Annotated in this window: 17 protein-coding genes and 1 riboswitch; of the genes, 14 read left to right on the plus strand and 3 right to left on the minus strand. The window is 74.4% G+C overall.

The genetic code is table 11. The features are described from left to right. Nucleotides 1-12 precede the first annotated feature (12 nt). Nucleotides 13-1,323 carry a prenyltransferase/squalene oxidase repeat-containing protein gene (locus ABIB53_RS08390; protein WP_354587839.1) on the minus strand — a complete coding sequence of 437 codons (1,311 nt, stop codon included), beginning with the start codon at nucleotides 1,321-1,323 and terminating at the stop codon, nucleotides 13-15. Between the two features lie 105 nt (nucleotides 1,324-1,428). Continuing rightward, nucleotides 1,429-1,496: riboswitch (cobalamin riboswitch) on the minus strand. Between the two features lie 338 nt (nucleotides 1,497-1,834). Between ABIB53_RS08390 and ileS the strand changes: the two genes are divergently transcribed. The 4 genes from ileS to ABIB53_RS08410 all read left to right on the plus strand — a co-directional run bounded on the left by ileS (nucleotide 1,835) and on the right by ABIB53_RS08410 (nucleotide 8,913). Continuing rightward, nucleotides 1,835-5,128, plus strand: a complete 3,294-nt coding sequence (gene ileS / locus ABIB53_RS08395) for an isoleucine--tRNA ligase (protein WP_354587840.1) — start codon at nucleotides 1,835-1,837, stop codon at nucleotides 5,126-5,128. Nucleotides 5,129-5,229: 101 nt separating this feature from the next. Next, the gene (locus tag ABIB53_RS08400; protein ID WP_354587841.1) at nucleotides 5,230-6,834 is read left to right on the plus strand and encodes a phytoene desaturase family protein; all 1,605 of its coding nucleotides are present in this window, start codon (nucleotides 5,230-5,232) and stop codon (nucleotides 6,832-6,834) included. Further along, nucleotides 6,831-8,054, plus strand: coding sequence for an SDR family NAD(P)-dependent oxidoreductase (locus tag ABIB53_RS08405; protein WP_354587842.1), 1,224 nt, complete (start codon nucleotides 6,831-6,833; stop codon nucleotides 8,052-8,054). The genes ABIB53_RS08400 and ABIB53_RS08405 overlap by 4 nt, the downstream gene beginning before the upstream one ends. 16 nt (nucleotides 8,055-8,070) lie before the next feature. Then, complete coding sequence (locus ABIB53_RS08410; protein ID WP_354587843.1) at nucleotides 8,071-8,913, plus strand: SMP-30/gluconolactonase/LRE family protein; 843 nt, start codon at nucleotides 8,071-8,073, stop codon at nucleotides 8,911-8,913. Between the two features lie 129 nt (nucleotides 8,914-9,042). On the opposite strand, the gene ABIB53_RS08415 is transcribed toward ABIB53_RS08410, so the two are convergent. Then, nucleotides 9,043-9,549 (minus strand): SRPBCC domain-containing protein, encoded by a 507-nt coding sequence (locus tag ABIB53_RS08415; protein ID WP_068273853.1) that lies wholly within the window; start codon nucleotides 9,547-9,549, stop codon nucleotides 9,043-9,045. Beyond that, on the minus strand, nucleotides 9,546-9,878 hold the full coding sequence (locus ABIB53_RS08420; RefSeq protein WP_068273855.1) for an ArsR/SmtB family transcription factor: 333 nt from the start codon (nucleotides 9,876-9,878) through the stop codon (nucleotides 9,546-9,548). Before ABIB53_RS08420 ends, ABIB53_RS08415 begins: the two co-directional genes overlap by 4 nt. 79 nt (nucleotides 9,879-9,957) lie before the next feature. On the opposite strand from ABIB53_RS08420, the gene ABIB53_RS08425 reads away from it, so the two are divergent. The 10 genes from ABIB53_RS08425 to ABIB53_RS08470 all read left to right on the plus strand — a co-directional run bounded on the left by ABIB53_RS08425 (nucleotide 9,958) and on the right by ABIB53_RS08470 (nucleotide 20,670). Then, entirely contained in the window at nucleotides 9,958-10,605 is a 648-nt protein-coding gene (locus tag ABIB53_RS08425; RefSeq protein WP_354587844.1) for an ABC transporter ATP-binding protein, read from the plus strand. 74 nt (nucleotides 10,606-10,679) lie between these two features. Beyond that, nucleotides 10,680-11,885 (plus strand): hypothetical protein, encoded by a 1,206-nt coding sequence (locus ABIB53_RS08430; RefSeq protein ID WP_354587845.1) that lies wholly within the window; start codon nucleotides 10,680-10,682, stop codon nucleotides 11,883-11,885. 183 nt (nucleotides 11,886-12,068) lie between these two features. After that, the gene (locus tag ABIB53_RS08435; protein WP_354587846.1) at nucleotides 12,069-13,565 is read left to right on the plus strand and encodes a bifunctional folylpolyglutamate synthase/dihydrofolate synthase; all 1,497 of its coding nucleotides are present in this window, start codon (nucleotides 12,069-12,071) and stop codon (nucleotides 13,563-13,565) included. Nucleotides 13,566-13,763: 198 nt separating this feature from the next. Continuing rightward, nucleotides 13,764-15,422 (plus strand): DHA2 family efflux MFS transporter permease subunit, encoded by a 1,659-nt coding sequence (locus ABIB53_RS08440; RefSeq protein ID WP_354587847.1) that lies wholly within the window; start codon nucleotides 13,764-13,766, stop codon nucleotides 15,420-15,422. A 25-nt stretch (nucleotides 15,423-15,447) separates the two neighbouring features. After that, nucleotides 15,448-15,846 (plus strand): DUF4233 domain-containing protein, encoded by a 399-nt coding sequence (locus tag ABIB53_RS08445; RefSeq protein WP_083968604.1) that lies wholly within the window; start codon nucleotides 15,448-15,450, stop codon nucleotides 15,844-15,846. A 36-nt stretch (nucleotides 15,847-15,882) separates the two neighbouring features. Further along, nucleotides 15,883-16,311, plus strand: a complete 429-nt coding sequence (ndk, locus tag ABIB53_RS08450; RefSeq protein WP_123090927.1) for a nucleoside-diphosphate kinase — start codon at nucleotides 15,883-15,885, stop codon at nucleotides 16,309-16,311. 22 nt (nucleotides 16,312-16,333) lie between these two features. Beyond that, nucleotides 16,334-17,362, plus strand: a complete 1,029-nt coding sequence (locus ABIB53_RS08455) for a rod shape-determining protein (protein ID WP_123090926.1) — start codon at nucleotides 16,334-16,336, stop codon at nucleotides 17,360-17,362. Between the two features lie 4 nt (nucleotides 17,363-17,366). Continuing rightward, nucleotides 17,367-18,131 carry a rod shape-determining protein MreC gene (mreC, locus tag ABIB53_RS08460; protein ID WP_354587848.1) on the plus strand — a complete coding sequence of 255 codons (765 nt, stop codon included), beginning with the start codon at nucleotides 17,367-17,369 and terminating at the stop codon, nucleotides 18,129-18,131. Further along, on the plus strand, nucleotides 18,128-18,616 hold the full coding sequence (locus ABIB53_RS08465; protein ID WP_354587849.1) for a rod shape-determining protein MreD: 489 nt from the start codon (nucleotides 18,128-18,130) through the stop codon (nucleotides 18,614-18,616). The genes mreC and ABIB53_RS08465 overlap by 4 nt, the downstream gene beginning before the upstream one ends. A gap of 26 nt (nucleotides 18,617-18,642) precedes the next feature. Further along, nucleotides 18,643-20,670 (plus strand): peptidoglycan D,D-transpeptidase FtsI family protein, encoded by a 2,028-nt coding sequence (locus tag ABIB53_RS08470; RefSeq protein ID WP_354587850.1) that lies wholly within the window; start codon nucleotides 18,643-18,645, stop codon nucleotides 20,668-20,670. Nucleotides 20,671-20,688: the final 18 nt, after the last annotated feature.

Below are 20,688 nucleotides of genomic sequence, written 5' to 3' on the forward strand. Positions count from 1 at the left end.
TGGTCCCGGGCCTCAGCGGTGCGCCCCGCGGCGGCGCGAGCCCATGAGGGCACCGGCACCGACGAGGGCGAGCAGCCCGGCGCCGACCCAGCCGGCGGCGCCGAGGCCGCCGTCACGGGCGTCGTCGGTCTGGACGACCTCGGGTCGGGTGGGCTCCTGGCCGGGGGTCGTCGGGCGTGCGGTCGCGGTGACCGTCGTCGTGCTCGTCGACGGCTCGTCGCTCGGGTCGGTCGTGCTCGGGTCGCCCGGGGTGGGCTCGTCGGCGCAGTCCAGCGCGACGGGAGCGGCGGCCGCGCCGTCGGAGGTCACGTCGAGGTAGGAGACGTCGGTGCTGCCGAGCAGGGCCTGGGCGGTCGAGCGGTTGAGCTGGTCGCTCGGCTGCGTCGAGGCATCGGCGGCCGCGGCGTCGGCCGGGGTGTAGGCCAGGGCGCCGGCGACGTCCGGGGACTCGCAGCCCAGGCGCACGGAGTCGAGGAAGCCGCGCGCGGAGGTCAGCGCGTCGGTGCGACCGGCGAGCCGGAAGGCCACCGCGGCCAGACCGGTGGAGTTGGAGTTCTCCTCGCTCGTCGAGGTGCCGCCGCCGACCCCGCCGTCGCCGCCCTGACGGGCCTGGAGGTAGTCGACCGCCTCGGTGATCGCCGCGTCCTGGCCGCCGGCGCCCGAGAGGGCCTGGACCGCGACCGAGGTCGCGTCCGGGTCCGAGGTGCACGCGCCGGCGTTCTCGAGGGCGAAGCCGCCGTCGGCGCACTGCCGGGTGAGCAGGAAGTCCACGGCCTCGTCGGAGACGTCGACGCCGTGGCGCTCGAGCCCGATGATCGAGAAGGACTGCCCGAGGGTGTTGGAGTAGTCGCCGTACTGCGAGTCGTCGGTGAACTGCCCGCTGGCCTGCTCGCGGGCCTGCAGCGCGCCCAGGTAGTCGGTGCCGCCGACCGTGCCGCCGAGGCCGCGCGAGGCGGTGAGCGTCAGCAGCTTGCCGGTCGCGCCGACGTAGAGCTCGTCACCGGCGCTGCCGGTGTAGGTGCCCGCCGCGCCGAGGACGTAGTCGGTCGAGGCCTGCGACTGCTCGCCGGCGGTGCCCGTGGCCTGCATCGCGAGGATCGCGTCGATCGTCACGCCGGGGTCGTCGTAGGACTGGTCGCCGTAGCTGACGCTCAGGCGGTCGTCGTTCGCCTCGAGCTGGGCGGCGAGATAGGCCGCGGAGGTCGTGGCGCTCGGCTGCTCGGCGGCCTGCGCGGCGGGGGCGAGCGCCAGGGTGGCGGCCCCGGCGAGGGCGGAGCCGGTGAGCAGGGTGGCGAAGGGGGGACGGCGTGACGTGAGGGGCACGGTGGTCTCTCTCGGTCGGGTGGCGAGCTGGTCTGCACCCGGCACCGAGATGACGGGCTCGACCCGTGGTCCGCGACGGGTGGTGTGCTGAGCCCGCGCAGGCCAGGCGTTCCGACTTCGGCACGACGTGCCGTCACGGCTGCGGGACAGTGCCGGGATCTCACCGGCTTCCCCTGGGGCTGCGCGTCCCGCCCCGGCGACGGGGCGAGCACCATCAGGGTACGCCGGTCGCGGCGGTGCCCCCTACACTGCTCGTAGCGTCTGAGCCGTCATCAGCGGCGAGCTGTCCGGAAGAACGGGACGCGACCCCTTCGCCCGAGGTGTCGCTCCTCACTAGAACCGGACGGGTGGGCCCGTCACAGCCCTCATGAGCGGTCGGCAGCACCCCCTTCGCCCGCGAAGGGGTGATGACGGCAAGCGAGGTGGTACCGCGGTGCCGCCGAGACCGACAGGTCGAGGCGACGTCGTCCTCGTCGACGACGACCGCGACGACCCGCTGGAGCCACAGCCGATGACCTACCCCAAGGCCTCCACCCACCCCGGCGCCGCCCTCGGCGTGCCCGCGAGCCCCTCCTTCCCCGCGATCGAGGAGGGCGTGCTCGCCTACTGGGAGGGCGACGACACCTTCCGCGCCTCCGTCGAGCAGCGCGCCTCCACGACGCGCGCCGACGAGTTCGTCTTCTACGACGGGCCCCCCTTCGCCAACGGCCTGCCGCACTACGGCCACCTGCTCACCGGTTACGTCAAGGACGTCGTCCCGCGCTACCAGACGATGCTCGGCAAGCGGGTCGAGCGGCGCTTCGGCTGGGACACCCACGGGCTGCCCGCCGAGCTCGAGGCGATGCGTCAGCTCGGCCTGAAGACGACCGACGAGATCCGCGAGCTCGGCATCGAGCGCTTCAACGACGCGTGCCGCGAGTCGGTCATGCGCTACACGGGGGAGTGGCGCGACTACGTCACCCGCCAGGCCCGCTGGGTCGACTTCGACGACGACTACAAGACGATGAACCCCGACTTCATGGAGTCGGTCATGTGGGCCTTCAAGAGCCTGCACGACAAGGGCCTGGTCTACGAGGGCTTCCGCGTCCTGCCGTACTGCTGGCAGGACGAGACCCCGCTGTCGAACCACGAGCTGCGGATGGACGACGACGTCTACCAGCAGCGCCAGGACCCCGCCGTCACCGTCGGCCTGACGATGGGCACCACGGGCGAGGACCCGGTGCTCGACGGCGCCCGGCTGCTCGTGTGGACGACGACCCCGTGGACCCTGCCGAGCCACCTCGCGGTCATGGTCGGGTCGGGCATCGACTACGTCGTCGTCGAGGCCCCGGTGCCCGGGACCGACGAGACCGGCAAGTTCGTCCTCGCCGAGGCCCGCCTGGGCCACTACGCCCGCGAGCTCGGCGAGGAGCCGACCGTGCTCGGCCGCTACACCGGGGCCGAGCTGCTCGGGCGGACCTACACGCCCCCCTTCGCCTACTACCTCGGGCACGAGCGGGCCTTCCGCGTCGTCGCCGCCGACGACGCCGTGACGACGACCGACGGCTCGGGCCTGGTGCACACCGCCGGCGCCTTCGGCGAGGTCGACAAGGAGGTCACCGACCGCGAGGGCATCGCCGCCGTCATGCCGGTCGCCAAGGACGGTCGCTTCACCGCGCCGGTCGCCGACTACGAGGGCCTGCAGGTCTTCGACGCCAACGGCCCGATCATCGACGCGCTGCGCGCGACGACGCGCGGCGAGGCGAGCGGCGGGGTCACCCCCGGCACGGTGCTGCTGCGCCGCGAGACCTACGAGCACTCCTACCCGCACTGCTGGCGCTGCCGTCAGCCGCTCATCTACAAGGGCGTCGAGTCGTGGTTCGTCGAGGTCACGGCGATCAAGGAGCGGATGCTCGCCAACAACGAGCAGATCACCTGGACGCCCGAGCACGTCAAGCACGGGCAGTTCGGCAAGTGGCTCGAGAACGCCCGCGACTGGTCGATCACCCGCAACCGCTTCTGGGGCTCCCCGGTGCCGGTGTGGAAGTCCGACGACCCGACCTACCCGCGCCTGGACGTCTACGGCTCCTTCGAGGAGATCGAGCGCGACTTCGGCCGGCTGCCGCGCAACGAGGCCGGCGAGCCCGACCTGCACCGCCCGTGGGTCGACGACCTCACCCGGCCCAACCCCGACGACCCGACGGGCCGCTCGACGATGCGCCGCGTCGAGGACGTCCTCGACGTGTGGTTCGACTCCGGGTCGATGAGCTACGCGCAGGTGCACTACCCCTTCGAGCAGCGCGAGTGGTTCGAGGAGCACTTCCCGGGCGACTTCATCGTCGAGTACATCGGGCAGACGCGCGGCTGGTTCTACACCCTGCACGTGCTCGCGACCGCGCTCTTCGACCGGCCGGCCTTCTCGAGCTGCATCAGCCACGGCATCGTCCTGGGCAACGACGGCGCGAAGATGAGCAAGAGTCTCCGGAACTACCCCGACGTCCGCGAGGTCTTCGACCGCGACGGCGCCGACGCGATGCGCTGGTTCCTCATGAGCAGCCCGATCCTGCGCGGCGGCAACCTCGTCGTCACCGAGGAGGGCATCCGCGAAGGGGTCCGCCAGGTCCTCCTGCCGCTGTGGAGCAGCTGGTACTTCTTCAGTCTCTACGCCAACGCGATGCCCGGCGGGTACGAGGCGCGCTGGTCCACGGCGTCGACCGACCCGCTCGACCGCTACCTGCTGGCGAAGCTGCGCGAGCTCGTCGTCGACGTCCGCGAGCGGATGGACGCCTACGACATCGCCGGGTCGTGCGACGCCGTGCGCGGCTTCACCGACGTGCTGACGAACTGGTATATCCGGCGCTCGCGCGAGCGCTTCTGGGCGACGGGCGAGGAGACGAGCGACGCGCAGGCCGCCTTCGACACGTTGCACACGACCCTCGAGGTCCTGTGCCGGGTCGCGGCGCCGCTGCTGCCGCTGACGACCGAGGAGATCTGGCGGGGCCTGACCGGCGGGCGCTCGGTGCACCTCGCCGATTACCCGGACGCCGCGGACCTGCCCGAGGACCACGCGCTCGTCGTCGCCATGGACACGGCTCGCCAGGTCTGCTCGACCGCGTCCTCGCTGCGCAAGTCCAACAAGCTGCGCACCCGTCTGCCGCTGCGCGACCTCACGGTCGTCGTCCCGGGCGCGGCCGCGCTCGCCCCCTTCGGCGCGATCGTCGCCGACGAGGTCAACGTGCGCCAGGTCAGCCTGCTCGACCTCGACGACCCCGCGGCCGACGGCTTCGGGGTGACCCAGCGCCTCACGGTCAACGCGCGCGCCGCCGGGCCTCGCCTGGGCCGCGAGGTGCAGCACGCGATCAAGGGCAGCAAGACGGGCGACTGGTCGGTGGCCGAGGACGGCACCGTCACCTCCGGCGGGCTCGCCCTCGTCGAGGGGGAGTACACCCTCGAGTCGGTCGTCGCCGACGACGGCTCGAGCAGCCGCGCGACGGCGATGCTGCCCGGGGGCGGCTTCGTCGTCCTCGACACCGAGGTCACCGAGGAGCTCGCCGCCGAGGGCCTGGCCCGCGACGTCGTGCGCGCCGTGCAGGACGCGCGCAAGCGCGCCGGGCTCGAGGTCTCGGACCGGATCAGCCTCACCGTCACCGGCAGCCAGCGGCTGTGGGAGGCGACCCTGGCCCACCAGGGCCTCGTCGTCGAGGAGACGCTCGCCGCCCAGTTCGGCGCCGCGCCCCAGCTCGAGGCGCTGCCCGCCGGTGACGGCGTCGTCGAGACGACCCTCTCCGAGGGAGAGACGGTGCGCATCAAGGTGACCCGGCTGTAGCAGCCGCCCCCGGGGCCTGACTGCCTCCCTTCGGGGGGAGGCGCTCACGGCCCCGGGGCGCATGTGCGTTGTTAGCGTCGCCGCATGACAGAAGCGCAGCGATGACCTCAGCCGTAGCCGACGCCGTCGTCATCGGCGGTGGGCCCAACGGGCTCGTCGCCGCCAACCTCCTCGCCGACGCCGGCTGGGACGTCGTCCTCCTCGAGGGCGCCGACGAGGTCGGGGGAGCGGTGCGCAGCGCCGAGGTGGCTGCGCCGGGCTTCGTCTCGGACCTCTTCAGCGCCTTCTACCCGCTCGCCGCGGCGAGCCCGGTCGTCACCGGGCTGCACCTCGAGGAGCACGGCCTCGAGTGGGTGGACGCCCCGTCCGTCGTCGGCCACGCCCTGCCCGACGGCCGGGCCGCCGTCATCGAGCGCGACGCCGAGGCGACTGCCGCCGGTCTCGAGGCCGATGCGCCGGGCGACGGCGCCGCGTGGTTGCGGATGGTCGAGCACTGGCGCTCCGTGCGCGACCCCCTCCTCGACGCGCTCTTCACCCCCTTCCCGCCGGTGCGAGCGGGCCTGCGTCTCGCGCGTCAGCAGCGGGCCGCCGGTCTGGTCGAGCTGGCCCGTCTGGGCACCGTGCCGGTGCGCCGGCTCGGCGAGGAGTCCTTCACCGGCGAGGGCAGCCGGGTGCTGCTCACCGGCAACGCCATGCACAGCGACCTGCCGCCGGACGGCGCGGGCAGCGGCTTCTTCGGGTGGCTGCTCGCGATGCTCGGCCAGGACGTCGGCTTCCCGGTCCCCCGCGGCGGTGCGGGCGAGCTCGCGATGTCGATGGCCCGGCGGGCGACGGCCCGCGGCGTCGAGATCCGTACCGGCAGCACCGTCGAGACCGTGCTCGTCGAGCACGGCCGGTCGAGCGGCGTGCGGCTGCGCGACGGCAGCATGGTGCGGGCGCGTCGCGCCGTGCTCGCCGACGTCGGGGCGCCCCACCTCTACCGCGAGATGCTCGACCCGGACGTCGTGCCCGACCGCCTGCTCGCCGACCTCGAGCGCTTCGAGCTCGACGCCGGCACGCTCAAGGTCAACTGGGCGCTCGACGCGCCGGTGCCGTGGGCCGCCCCGGGGCTCGCCGGCGCCGGCACGGTGCACCTCGGCGTCGACGAGGACGGCCTGCTCGAGGTCTCGAAGGACCTCGCCCTGCGCCGGGTCCCGCGCCGCCCCTTCCTGCTCTTCGGGCAGATGACGACCGCCGACCCCACCCGGTCGCCCGAGGGGACCGAGTCGGCCTGGGCCTACACCCACCTGCCCGTCGGCACGCACGACCCGGCGGTCGTCGACGAGCACGTCGAGCGCATGCGCCAGGCGGTCGAGCAGGTCGCCCCGGGCTTCGCCGGTCACGTCGTCGGCGAGCACGTCCAGTCGCCGAGCGACCTCGAGCACTGGGACCCCAACCTCGTCGGGGGCTCGGTCAACGGCGGCACCTCGGCGCTGCACCAGCAGCTCTTCATGCGCCCCACCCCGGGTCTGGGTCGCTCGGAGACCCCGGTCCCCGGTCTCTACCTCGCGAGCGCGTCGGCCCACCCCGGCGGCGGGGTGCACGGGACGTGCGGCTCGAACGCCGCTCGTGCTGCGCTGTCCGCCCACGGCCGGCTCGGGGCCGTGCACCGGGCGGTGGTGCGCACCGCCTGGTCGCGCGTGCTCACGACGGGGGGCCGGTCGTGACCGCCCGGGTGGCTCTCGTCACCGGCGCGGGCAGCGGCATCGGCCTGTCCGTCGCCGAGCGGCTCGCGGCCCAGGGCCACGTCGTCGTCCTCGTCGGCCGCGGCGTGCCAGCGCTCGAGCGGGCCCGGGCCGCGTGCGAGCGGGTCGGCGGCTCCGCCATGGTCGTGCCCGCCGACGTCCGCGACGCCGATGCGGTGCGGTCGGCCTTCGAGACCGCGGCGAGCCTGGGCCGCCTCGACGCCGTCGTGCACAGCGCCGGGGTGCTCACCTACGGGCGCTTCGAGGACGTGCCGGCGGAGATCTTCGAGGCCGCGATCGACACGACGCTGCTCGGCACCTCACGTGTCTTCCGCGAGGCGCTGCGGATCTTCCGCAGCAGCGGCGGCGGTCGCTTCGTCGTCGTCGGGTCCGTCCTCGGCAAGGTCGTCGTGCCCGAGATGTCGTCCTACGTCACGGCGAAGTGGGGTCTGCACGGGCTCGTGCGCACCCTGCAGGTCGAGCACCGGGGCGATCCGGACGTCGAGATCTCGCTCGTCTCGCCCGGCGGGGTCGACACCCCGATCTACCGCAGCTCGGGCACCTTCTCGGGCCGCCACGGCCGCCCGCCCGAGCCGGTCGCCGGTCCGGACAAGGCCGCCGACGCGGTGATGGCCTGCCTCGAACGACCCAGGCGCGAGGTCGACCTCACCTGGACCAACCACGTCATCGTCCTGGGCTCGCGGCTCCTGCCGTGGCTCTACGACGCGGCCGTCGGGCCCCTCGCCTCACGCGTGGCCCAGCAGGCCGGCCGGGGCGTCGAGCCGACGGCGGGCAACGTGCTCGAGCCGCGCGACGTCCCGCCCGAGGTGGAGGACCCGCCTGGCTCGCTGCCGGTCCGGCGCACCGTGGCCGCACCGGCCGACAGGGTGTGGGAGGTCCTCGCCGACCCCGCCCGTCTCCAGCAGTGGCTCCCCGGCGCCCGGGTGCACGAGGCCGAGGACGGACGCCACCTCGTCCTCGGCGCGCAGGGAGCCGCCGGGCCGACCCGCGTCAGGGTCGAGGTCGAGCCGGACGACGGGCCGTCGTGCACGGTGACGATCCGCCAGGACGTCGTCGACGGGCCGGGTCGGGTCGTGCCGCGCCTGGCCCGGCAGGGCGCGGTCGTCGTGCGCAGCACGCTGGCGCTGCGCCGGCTCGCCGATATCGCCGAGGCCCCGCAGCGCAACCTCGGCTCCGCCTGACGGCAGGATGGCCGGCATGCAGGCCGAGCAGATCACCGACCCCGTCGCCCATCACGCAGAGGGCCCGGTGTGGTCGCCCCGGTGGGGCGGCCTGCGCTGGGTCGACATGGTCGCCGGCGACGTGCTCAGCCTGGCGCCCGACGGCTCGGTCGCCCGTCGCCATGTCGGCACCGTCGTCGCGGCCCTGCGCCCGCGCACCCGCGGCGGCGCCGTCCTGGCGCTCGAGCGCGGCTTCGCCCTCGAGGACGCGGACGGGACGGTGACCCCCCTTCGCGACCTGTGGTCCGGACCGGTGCGGATGAACGAAGGGGGATGCGACCCCGACGGCCGCTTCTGGTGCGGCTCGATGGCCTACGACCAGGGCGAGGGGGCCGCGAGCCTGTACCGCCTCGACCCCGACGGGTCGACGAGCGTGCAGCTGACGGGCGTGACGATCTCCAACGGGCTCGAGTGGAGCCCCGACGGCGCGCTGGCCTACTACAACGACACGCAGACCGGGCGGGTCGACGTCTTCGACTACGACCGCGAGAGCGGGCTCACCGGTCGGCGCCCCTTCGTGCAGGTCGGCGACGGCGGGCACCCCGACGGCCTGACCGTCGACGCCGAGGGCGGGGTGTGGACCGCGATCTTCGACCAGGGCGTCGTGCACCGCTACGACCGGGCGGGCCGGCTCGACGAGGTCGTCGAGGTCGACGCGCGGCAGGTGACGGCGTGCACCTTCGGCGGACCCGCGCTCGACGAGCTGTACGTCACGACCTCGCGCGAGGGGCTCGAGGAGGGCGACGACCCGCTCGCCGGCTCGCTCTTCCGGGTCTCGCCCGGGGTCCGCGGGCTGCCGGTCCGCGAGTTCACCGGCTGACCCCCCTCGCCCCTCGACCCCCTTCGTCCCTCGCCGAGGTATGGCGATCGGTCAGGGTGGTGGGCCACGTCACGACCGATCTCCATACCTCGGCGAAGGGGGAGGAGGCGAAGGGGGAGAGGGAGCGGGTCAGGAGGCGGAGGCCTGGCGCTCCCAGACGCCGCGCTCCATCGGCTCGCCCCGCTCGAGGACGGTCTTGATGCCCGAGAGCACCCACGGCCAGCCGCCGCCGCCCAGACCGGACGGGTCGGGGTTGCCGGCCACCTGCTCGGCGGTCTGCGGCCGATCGGTGACGTCGTGGGTGAGGGTGAGGCGGGTCGCGCCGTCGGCGGTGACCTCGATGTCCCAGGTGAGCGTGCCCGCGGGCTCCTCGGGGATCCACACCGGTGCCCAGGTCTGCACGAGCCGGCGCGGCGGGTCGCTCTCGAGGACCTCGCCGGTGACGACGACCTCCGGCATGCCCATCTCGAGCATCTGCTCGCTCGCGTGGTGGCGGAAGTCGCCGCCGGGCCGCAGGTCGTAGGAGACGTCCCCCGTGTAGCCGTACATGCGGCTCATCTCGGGGGTCGTGATCGCCTGCCACACCCGCTCCGGGGTGGCGTCGATGAAGATGCGGTACATCTGGGTCTGGCTCATGGTTGGTCCTCCAGGGCTCTCTTGAGGTCGAGCAGCGCGGAGGCCCGCGCCGCCGTGTACTTGCCGATCCAGCGCTCGTGGATCGTCTGGATCGGGACGGCGTTGAGGAAGTGGTGCTTGCTCCGTCCCTCCTTGCGCGTGACGACGAGACCCGCCTCCTCGAGCAGCCGCAGGTGCTTGGCCACCCCGAACCTCGTCATCTCCACCTGGCCCTGCACGACCTGCTCCAGCTCGGACTGCGTCTGCCCGCCGCGCTCGTGCAGCGCGTCGAGGAGCAGCCGGCGGGTGGGATCCGCCAGCGCTCGGAAGACGAGGTCGTCATCGGCCATGCGTCGAGATTAGGTGACCAAAAGGTCACGTGTCAACGGGGCGAAGGGGGGAGCCGCCCCCCTGGGTAGCCTGCCGCCCATGGATGCTCCGGCGCGGGTCGAGATCGAGGACGTCGGCGTGAGCATCGGGCCGCGCCCGCTGCTCGCCCCCGTGAGCGCGACGGTCGAGCCCGGTCGCTGCCTCGCCGTGCGGGGCGACAACGGCACCGGCAAGACGACCCTGCTGCGGGTCGTCGCCGGGGCGCAGGCCCCGAGCACCGGCGAGGTGCGCGTCGCGGGCACGCGGGTCGACGCCCGGTCGTCCGGGCTGCGCCGCCGTCTCGGCGGGCTGCTCGGGCCCAGCGCGATCTACCCGGACCTCACCGTCTACGAGCACCTGCTGCTCGTCGACGCGTCGTGGGGCGGGGACCCGGCCACCGTCGAGCAGCGGGTCGACGAGGTGCTCGACGGGCTGACGATCGGCGGGCTCGCCGACCGCTTCGTCACCGAGCTGTCCTCGGGGCAGCGCCAGCTCGCCGACATCGCACTGGTGCTCTTCCGCCCCGCCGACCTGCTCGTCCTCGACGAGCCCGAGCAGCGCCTCGACGAGGACCGGCGCCGCGTCGTCGCCGAGCTGCTCCGCGAGCGGGTCCGGGCCGGCACGACGATGCTCCTCGCGACGCACGACCCGCTCCTCGCCGAGATCGTCGCCGACGACGAGCTCGTCCTGCGCCCGGCCGAGGCGTGAGCGAGCCGGTGGCGGCCTCCGCGCCGCCCGATGGCGGGCCCGGGAGTGAGCCCGCGGTTGACTCCCGACGTCTCGTGTCGGACGCGCTCGCCGTCGTGCGTCGCGGCGCGCAGCTGACGAGCGTCGGCTCGGTCGCCTACGTCGTCTACGTCGTCGTCCTCCTCGGCGCCGTCTACCTCTTCCCCTACGGGCACGTCGTCTTCGCCGCGCTCGGCCGCTCCGGGCTCGTCGACGTGCTCACCGACCCGGTAGGGGCGGGGGCTCTCGTCCTCGCCGTCGTCGCCGCCCCCGTCGTCGCGCACCGGGTGGGCCGGGTGCGCGGTCCCGTCGCGCCCCCGATGCTGTGGGTGCGCCACGTCGTCGCCGGTCCGGCCGACCGGGCGGTCTCGCTGCGACGCTGGTGGCTGCTGCTCGGCGGTGCGGTGCTCGCCGCTGCTGCGGCGCTCGGGCTGCTGCTCGCCCTCGCGCTGTGGTCGGCCGCCGTCGTCGGGCCGCTCGGCGCGCTCGGCGTCACCGCCGCCTCGGTGCTCCTCGGGGCCGTCGTCGCGCGTGCCTGGCTGGCCGGTCAGGTCGCCGCCGACGGCGGGGGGCACCCCCTTCGTCCCGCCGACGCGCTGCGCCGGCTCACCGAGCAGGGGCTGGGTCGCCAGCGCGACCGGGGCGAGGGCGTCTACGGGTCCTTCCTGTCCGGGCAGCGCACGGCGCTCGTGCGCGAGCTCGGCGGGCGACCGCCGCGCCACCTCGGCCGGTTACGCCCTGGTCGGGCGATGCTCCTGCGCCGAGACCTCCTCGCCGTGCGGCGCGGCCCGGGGCTGGTGCGCGCGGCCCTGCTCCTCGCCCTCGGGGGGTTGGGGGTCGGTCTGCTCACGCCCCGCTCGGCCGTCCTCGGGGTGCTCGTCTCGCTCGTGCTCTACCAGGGCGTCGTGGCGTGGGCGACGGGGCTGCGCGGGCAGTCCGCGCCCCTCGTGCCCGTGCTCGGGTGGGGACCGCGGCGCGAGACGCTCGGCCATCTCGTCCTGCCGGGGGTGGCTGCGCTCGTCGGGGGCCTGGTCGCCGTCGCCGCGGCGACGGCGCTCGGCGACCCCGGCGTGACGACGGCCCTCGTCGTCGTCCTCGTGCCGCTGCACCTGTGGGTCGTCACGTGGACGACCCACCGCGCCGCCCCTCCGCTCGTCACCGTCATGCCGCAGTCGGTGATCCCCCGCGTCGTCGCGTGGTGGCTCCTGCCCGCAGGTGTCCTCCTCGGCGTCCCGGCCCTCACGGCCTACCTCGCCGTCTGACCCCCTCGCCCTCGCCCACCCCCTTCGCCCACGCCCACCCCTTCGCCGAGCACCGCTCCTCGTCCGTGAGCACCGCTCCTCGCCGGGCCGCGACGAGCGGGTCTCGCGGACCACGAGCGGTGCTCAGCGCACAGGGGGGGAGGTGGCGCGAAGGGAGGTCGCGGCGGTGGGAGGATGGCGGGCATGCCCAGTGGTGACCCGCAGGCCGCGCAGAAGGCGGCCGCCCAGCAGCTCGAGATCCGCAAGCAGATGCGTCTGGTCGAGGAGGCGATCCTCGCCCGCACGCCCGAGCACGACCTCCAGCCCAGCCTCGACCGTATCCAGGCGGTCATGGACCTGCTCGGGGAGCCGCAGCGCACCTTCCCCGCGATCCACGTCACCGGCACGAACGGCAAGACGAGCACCGCGCGCATCATCGAGGCGGTCATGCGCGAGATGGGCCTGAAGACCGGGCGCTTCACCAGCCCCCACCTGCACGACATCCGCGAGCGGATCAGCATCGGCGGCGAGCCGATCAGCCGCGAGGACTTCCTCGACGCGTACGCCGACGTCCTGCCCTTCGTCGAGGCCGTCGACACGAAGTCGGTCGCCGAGGGCGGCCCGCGGATGACCTACTTCGAGGTCGTCGTGGCCGTCGCGTACGCGGCCTTCGCCGCCGCCCCGGTCGACGTCGCGGTCGTCGAGGTCGGCATGGGCGGGGCGTGGGACGCGACGAACGTCATCGACGCCCCCGTCGCCGTCATCACCCCCGTCGACCTCGACCACCAGCACTTCCTCGGCGACTCCGTCCTCGACATCGCCGGCGAGAAGTCCGGGATCATCAAGGCCGACGCCATCGTCGTCTCGGCCGAGCAGCAGGACGACGTCGCCGAGATCCTGCGCGAGCGGGCCGAGGAGGTCGGCGCGCGCATCGTCTTCTCCGGCCGCGAGCTCGGCATCACCGCCCGCGACGTCGCCGTCGGCGGCCAGCAGATCTCCTTCACCTCGCTCGCCGGCGAGCACGAGGACCTGCTCCTCGGGCTGCACGGCGAGCACCAGGCCCACAACACCGTGCTCGCGGTCTCCGCCGTCGAGGCCTTCGTCGGCGGGGGAGAGCAGCGCCTGTCCCAGGACGTCCTGCGCCCCGCGCTCGAGCAGGTCACCTCGCCCGGTCGTCTCGAGATCGTGCGCCGCAGCCCCACCGTCATCGTCGACGCCGCGCACAACCCGCACGGGGCCCGGGCGCTCGCGGCCGCGCTCGCCGACTCCTTCACCTTCACCCGTCTCGTCGGCGTCATCGGCATCCTCGCCGACAAGGAGGCGACCGAGATCCTCGAGGTCCTCGAGCCGGTCCTCGACCACGTCGTCGTCACCCGCACGACCTCGCCGCGGGCGATGTCACCGCGCGCGCTGGGAGCCGCGGCCGAGGAGGTCTTCGGCGAGCACCGCGTGACCGTCGTCCCCGAGCTGCCGGACGCGCTCGACCGCGCCGCGGAGCTCGCCGACGACGGGGGAGTGGGCGGCGGCGTCCTCGCCACCGGCTCGGTCATCACCGCTGCCGAGGTGCGCCTGCTCCTCGGCCACGGCGGCGAAGGGGAGCCCGCCCGCACCCTCGACCGGGGTGCCCCGGCCCCCGTGCAGGACGACGGCGACGCCGCAGACATCCTCGACGACGTCTTCGGCGACGGCGACGAGGACTGACCTCCCCGCCCCGGCGCGAATACGACGGGGCGCGAAGGGGTTGGACGTCCGACCAGACCCCGCAGTAGCCTGGTCGTATCGGTGCAGTCTGTGCACCTTCGTCGGCCCTGACCTCCGCACAGCCGCGAGGTCGGCCCCCTTTCGCGCCGTCCGGGCATCCTCGGACCGGCCCCTCTGCCACGAGAGAGTCATCACCGCATGTCCTCAACCGCTCCTGCCGGGACGCAGGCGTACCCGGAGAAGATCGACGCGGCCGTCCTCAAGGTCGCCGGCGTCGTCGTGCTCGGCGCCATCATGTCGATCCTCGACGTCACGGTCGTCAACGTCGCCCTCCCGCACTTCATGACCGACCTGGCCCCCGGGCCGGACCCGCTGAAGTACTCCACCGTGGCCTGGACCGTCACCGGCTACACGCTCGCCCTGGCGACGGTCATCCCGCTCACCGGCTGGGCCGCCGACCGCTTCGGCACCAAGCGTCTCTACCTCACCGCCGTCGCACTCTTCGTGCTCGGCTCGGCGCTGTGCGCCTTCGCCCCGAGCATCGAGATGCTCATCGGCTTCCGGGTCCTGCAGGGTCTCGGCGGCGGCATGCTCATGCCGCTCGGCATGACGATCATGACTCGCGCGGCGGGCCCGCAGCGCATGGGCCGGCTCATGGCCATCCTCGGCATCCCGATGCTCCTCGGCCCGATCGGCGGCCCGATCCTCGGCGGCTGGCTGCTGGACAACGCCCACTGGCTCGGCCGCCCGAGCTGGACGTGGATCTTCCTCATCAACCTGCCCATCGGTGCCGCGGCCCTCGTCTACGCCTGGGTCGTCCTGCCCAAGGACACCGCGGTGCCGAGCGAGTCGCTCGACGTCGTCGGCCTGCTCCTCATGTCGCCCGGTCTCGCGCTCTTCCTCTACGGCGTGAGCTCGATCCCCGACACAGGCACAGTGCTCGCGACGAAGGTCCTCGCGCCGGCGGTCGTCGGCATCGCCCTCATGGGGGCCTTCGCCTGGTGGTCCTTCAAGCCGGAGCACCCGCTGCTCGACCTCGGGCTCTTCACCAACCGCAACTTCACCGTGGCGACTCTGACGATGTTCCTCTTCGCTGCAGCCTTCTTCGGCGGGCTGCTCCTGCTTCCCACCTACTTCCAGCAGGTGCGCGGTGAGTCAGCGGGCGACGCGGGCTGGCTCATGGCGCCGCAGGGCCTTGGTGCCATGATCGCCATGCCGATCGCCGGCGTGCTCGCCGACAAGATGCCGGTCGGGCGGATCGTCCCCTTCGGCATCGCCCTCATCACCGGCGGCATGTTCGCGCTCACCCAGATCGATGATCAGACGTCCTACTGGGGGTACATCATCCCGGTGGTGTTCGTCATGGGTCTGGGCATGGGCGGCACGATGATGCCGCTCATGACCTCGGCGCTGAAGACGCTCACCGCGCACCAGGTCGCCCGCGGCTCGACGCTGCTCAACATCACCCAGCAGGTCGCGAGCTCCTTCGGCGTCGCGATCATCTCGGTGCTGCTGACGAACTCCATCGAGTCCCGTCCGCTCGTCGACCAGGCGCAGAAGTACGGCGACGCGGCGAAGGGGGCCACCGACCCGAACCAGGTCCAGCAGCTCCTCGAGCGCTTCCCCGAGGTCGCGCGGGTCATCGGCCAGGTCGCCGACCCGGCGCGCGCCCAGGAGGTCCTCATGGCGGCGGTCCGCTCCGACCTCGCCGGTGCCTTCGCCAGCACGTACTGGGTCTCGGGCGGGCTGTGCGCGCTCACCCTCGTCGTCGCCCTCTTCCTCCCGCGCAAGCGCGAGGAGAGCCACCTGCTCGACGGGGACGAGGACGCCGAGCCGGTGCACGTGGCGATGCACTGACCCACCTCGCATACCCTGGTCCGTCATGAGCACCATCGACGGACCCCGGCGGCCCGGCGCGATCGCGTCGGGCCGCTTCACGTGGCGCATGCTCGCCACCGTGCTCGGCGGGCAGTCGGTGGTCATCTTCCTCGGGGCCCTCGTCGCGCGGGGCTTCGCCGGCAACGACAGCTCGGCCACCCCCTTCGTCGTCATGTGCGTCCTCGCGGTCGCCTGCGCCGTCGCCGCCGGCCTCGTGCGCCGGCCGGGCGGCGTCGCCATCGGCTGGGCCGTCCAGCTGGCCACGGTGCTCTGCGGCTTCCTCGTGACCTCGATGTTCGTCGTCGGGCTGATCTTTGGCGCGCTGTGGCTGCTGTGCCTGCGGGTGGGGCGCCGCGTCGACGCCGAGGACGCCGAGCGCGCCCGCGCCGCCGGCGGGGCCTGAGCACCGCCCACGGCGCACGCCGATAGGGTGGCGCCCGTGACCACCGAACGCTCCCTGATCCTCGTCAAGCCCGACGGCTACCGCCGCGGCCTCACCGGTGAGGTCCTGCGCCGCATCGAGGCGAAGGGGTACACCCTCGTCGCCCTCGACGTCACCTCCGCGACCCAAGAGCAGCTGGCCGCGCACTACGCCGAGCACGAGGGCAAGCCCTTCTACCAGCCGCTCGTCGACTTCATGTCCTCCGGCCCGCTCACCGCGGTCGTCGTCGAGGGCGAGGACTGCATCCGCGGCTTCCGCTCGCTCGCCGGCGCGACGAACCCGACCGAGGCCGCCCCCGGCACCATCCGCGGCGACCTCGGGCGCGACTGGGGCCTGAAGGTCCAGCAGAACATCGTCCACGGCTCGGACTCCCCGGAGTCGGCGGCGCGCGAGATCGCGATCTGGTTCCCCCAGCTCGCGTCCTGACGCGACCTCGTCCGCAGCGCTCGTGCCGTCCCGTCGGTGGCTCCCCGGCCGTGACCTCGCCCTCGACCTCGGCACCGCCAGCACCCTGATCCACCAGCAGGGACGCGGCGTCGTGCTCGACGAGCCGAGCGTCGTCGCCCTCGCGGCCGACTCCGACGAGGTCCTCGCGGCCGGCCGCGCGGCCAAGGAGATGCTCGGGCGCACCCCGGGCTCGATGCGCTCGGTGCGACCGCTGCGCGGCGGGGTCATCCACGACCCCGACGTCGCCGAGCGCATGCTGCGCGTCTTCGCCGACACGGTCGGCGTCTCCTCGGTGCTGCGACCCCGCGTCGTCGTCTGCGTGCCGAGCACCGTCTCGCCGCTGGAGCGCCGGGCCGTCGAGGACGTCGCGCTGCGGGTCGGCGCCCGCCGCGTCTACGTCGTCGAGGAGCCCGTGGTCGCGGCCATCGGCGCGGGCCTGCCCCTCACCGGCAGCGACGCCTCGACTGTCGTCGACATCGGCGGCGGGTCCACCGACGCGGCCATCCTCGCCCTGGGGGGCGTCGTCGCCTCGCGCTCCGTGCGCGTCGGCGGCGAGAGCATGGACGAGGCGATCGCCGCGCACGTCGAGCAGCACTACTCGCTGCTGCTCGGCGAGCGCTCCGCCGAGCACATCAAGATCGAGGCGGGCTCCGCCTTCCCCCTCGGCCAGGAGCGGCGCACCCGGGTCCGCGGCCGTGACCTCGTCACCGGGCTGCCCCGCACGGTCGAGATCGGCTCGTCGGAGGTCCGCCGCGCCCTCGACGCCCCGGTGCGGGCCGTCGTCGACCTCGTGCGCTCGCTCCTCGACGCCAGCCCGCCCGAGCTCGTCGGCGACGTGCTCTCGCGGGGCGTCGTGCTCACCGGCGGCGGCGCCCTGCTGCGCGGTCTTGACGCGCGGCTCGAGCACGAGCTCGGGGTGCCCACGCGTGTCGCCGACGAGCCGCTGCGCGCCGTCGTGCGCGGCGCAGGCCGGTGCGTCGACGACTTCGCCACGCTCGAGCCGGTCCTCGTCGACGGCCGGAGGTTCTGACGTCGTGCGCCGGGGTCTGGCCGTGCTCGTCGCGCTCACCGTGCTCCTGCTCCTCCTCGACGTCGCCGGGGGGCCGACCGGTCCGGTGCGCTCGGCCGGGGCGAGCGTCTTCGGCCCGATGCTGCGGGCGACGAGCACCGACGCGGGCGACCCCCGCGACGCCGAGCTGACTCGCCTGCGCCTGCGCGTCGCCGAGCTCGAGGACGAGCGCTCCGCGAGCGCTCAGGAGAGCGAGCTGCGCGACCTCGCCGAGGACCACCGGGTCGACGTCGTGCCGGCGCGGGTCGTCGCCGTCGGCGCCCGGGACGCCCGGGGCGCCGTGCGCGTCACCCTCGACGTCGGCTCGCGCGACGGCGTGAGCACCGACCGGGCGGTCGTCAGCCCCGACGGGCTCGTCGGGCGGGTCGTCTCCGTCTCGCGGTGGACGAGCGACGTCGAGCTGCTCGGCGCCTCGGGCACGAGCGTCGGCGTCCGGGTGGGCACCGCGCCGGGCGTGCTCGCCGAGCTCTCCGGGAGCGAGCCGACCCTCGACGAGCGGCCCGGCGATCTCGCCGTCCGCGCCGTGCAGGAGGGCCGGCTCGAGCCCGGTCAGCAGGTCCGCACCCTCGGCAGCCAGGACGGCCGGCCCTACCCGCCGGGTCTGCCCGTCGGCGAGGTCGTCACGGCGCCTCAGGACGCCACCGGGCTCACCGCCGTCGCGACGGTCCGCCCCGTCGCCGACCTGCCCGCCCTCGACGTCGTCGGCGTCGTCACGCGGACGACGCGATGACGCGCTCGGTGTGGCTGTGGCGGGTGCCCGCCCTCGCCCTCGCGGCCGTCGGCTCGGCCGTCTTCGCGGCGCGCGGCGTGCCCGTGCCCCCCACCCTCGTCCTGCTCGTCGTCGTCGCGATCGGCATGGCCTCGGGCCCCGCCGACGGGATCCTCGCCGGTCTCGTCGGCGGCTGGATGAGCGACCTCGTGCCGCCCGGTGGCGAGATCCTCGGGCTGGCCGCGGCCACCCACGCCGTCGTCGGGGCCGTTGCCGGCGCGGCCCGACGGGTGTCGGGGTGGCCGCTGTGGTGGCCCGGGGCGGTGGCCGCCGCCTGCTGGGTGGTCGTCACGGCCGTCCCGGTCGTGCGCGCCCTGACGACCGGGGCGCCCGTCGCCTGGCTCGCGCTGCTCGGTCAGCTCGTCGGCACGGTCGTCCTCGCCGTGCTCCTCACACCCGTCCTGCTCGCCCTCGACCGCCGGGTCGCCGGCCGCCGCCCCCGGTGAGGCGACCCGCGGTGAAGCGGCCGCCGGTGAGCCGGCGGCCGTCGCGCCGACGCGCGCCGAGACGGGCCGGGTCGAGACGCCCGAACCTCCACGCCCGGCTCGTCGCCGTGCTCGCCGTCATCGCGGTGCTCCTCGCCGGCCTCGTCGGACGCCTCGGCCAGCTCCAGCTCGACCCCGCCCCGGTCGCCGCGGGCGACGGCGGGCCGAGCACGAGCACCCAGGTCGTCCTCACCCCGGCCCCCCGCGGGCGCATCCTCGACCGCCGGGGCGTGCCGCTGGCCGACGACGCGGTCCGTCTCGACGTCACCCTCGACCGCGCCGTCCTCGCCGACGAGGACGACGCGGGCCGCTCCTCCCTTCGCGCCCTCGCCCGTGATCTCGGGGTGACGCCGGAGTCGCTGCGCGACCGGCTCACCCTGTGCGGCGCCCCCGAGGCCGCGCCCGCGCCGCGCTGCTGGCCCGGGTCCGCCTACGTGCCCGTCACGGTGGCCGAAGGGGTGTCCTCCCGCCTCGCCCTGCGCCTGGGCGAGCGCGGCGACCGCTACCCCGCGGCCGAGGTCGTGACGACCGCGGTGCGGCGCGACCAGGAGGTGCCGCTCGCCCCCCAGGTCCTCGGCTACCTCACGCCCGCCGACGCCGCGACGGTCGAGGCCTCGACGGGGCGCATCCACGACGGCGACCTCGTCGGGCGCGCCGGTCTGGAGCAGCAGTACGACGACGTGCTGCGCGGCGAGCCCGGCTCGGCACAGGTGCGCGTCGACGCACGCGGCATCGTCACGGGCACCGAGCCCGGCACCGACCCCGTGCCGGGTGACGACGTCGTCACGACGATCGACGCCCGCGTCCAGCGCGCGACGCAGGAGGCGCTCGCCGAGGGCGTGCGCGACGCCCAGGCCCGCGGGCTCCCGGCCGACGAGGCCGCCGCCGTCGTCGTCGACGTGCGCGACGGGGGAGTGGTGGCCTCGGCGAGCGTGCCGACGTACGACCCGTCCGTGTGGACCGGGGGCATCAGCAGCGCGGAGTACGAGCGCCTCACCGGTCGGCCCGGGTCGACACCGCTCACCGACCGGGTGACGGGCGGGGCCTACCCGCCGGCCTCGACCTTCAAGGTCGTGACGATGCCCGCGGTCGTCGCCCCCGACGAGCTCGACGAGCAGGTCGACTGCGCGTCGAGCGTGCGCATCGGCGACCGCACCTTCCGCAACTTCGAGTCGCGGGCGTACGGCCGGATCAGCTGGCACCGCGCGCTCGTCGTCTCGTGCGACACCGTCTTCTACACGAACGCCGAGAGGGTCTGGGAGCGCGCCGGCGGGCTGTCCGGCCGCGACGCCGACGACGCGATCCTCACGACGGCCCGCGACCTCGGGCTCGGCGAGCGCACCGGGGTCGACCTGCCCGTCGAGAGCGCCGGGCGCCTGCCGGGACGGACCTGGAAGCGCGAGTACTGGGAGGCGACGAAGGACGAGTCCTGCCGCCGCGCCCGTGACGGCTACCCCGACGTCTCCGACGCCACCCGCGCGGCCTACCTCAGGGCGCTCGCCCGCGAGAGCTGCGCGAACGGCTACCAGTTCCGCCCCGGCGACGAGGTCAACCTGTCCATCGGGCAGGGCGACACGCTCGTGACCCCCCTGCAGATGGCTCAGGTCTACGCCGCGATCGCGACCGGCGGCAGCGTGCGCACCCCGCGGCTCGTCTCGGCCACGCGCACCGCGCAGGGCGAGCGGACGGACCGCCCGCTCGCGCCGGCGCGCACCGTCGACCTCGACCCCGCGATGGGGCGCTACCTGCGCTCCGCGCTCGAGGGGGTCGTCACCGAGGGCACCGGCGCCGGCGCCTTCCGGGGCTTCGACCTCGACGCCTGGCCGGTGGCGGGCAAGACCGGCACCGCGGAGGTCTTCGGCGAGGAGGACACGGCGTGGTTCGTCAGCTACGCCCCGGCCGACCGTCCCCGCTACGCCGTCGCCGTCGTCGTCGGCCAGGGCGGCACCGGCGGCGGCACGGCCGCGGGCATCGCCCGCGAGATCCACGCCTCGCTCGCCCGCACGACGCGCTGATCCCCCTCTGTCCGGGGG

Source organism: Janibacter sp. UYMM211 (assembly GCF_040547045.1).
Classification (GTDB): domain Bacteria; phylum Actinomycetota; class Actinomycetes; order Actinomycetales; family Dermatophilaceae; genus Marihabitans; species Marihabitans melonis.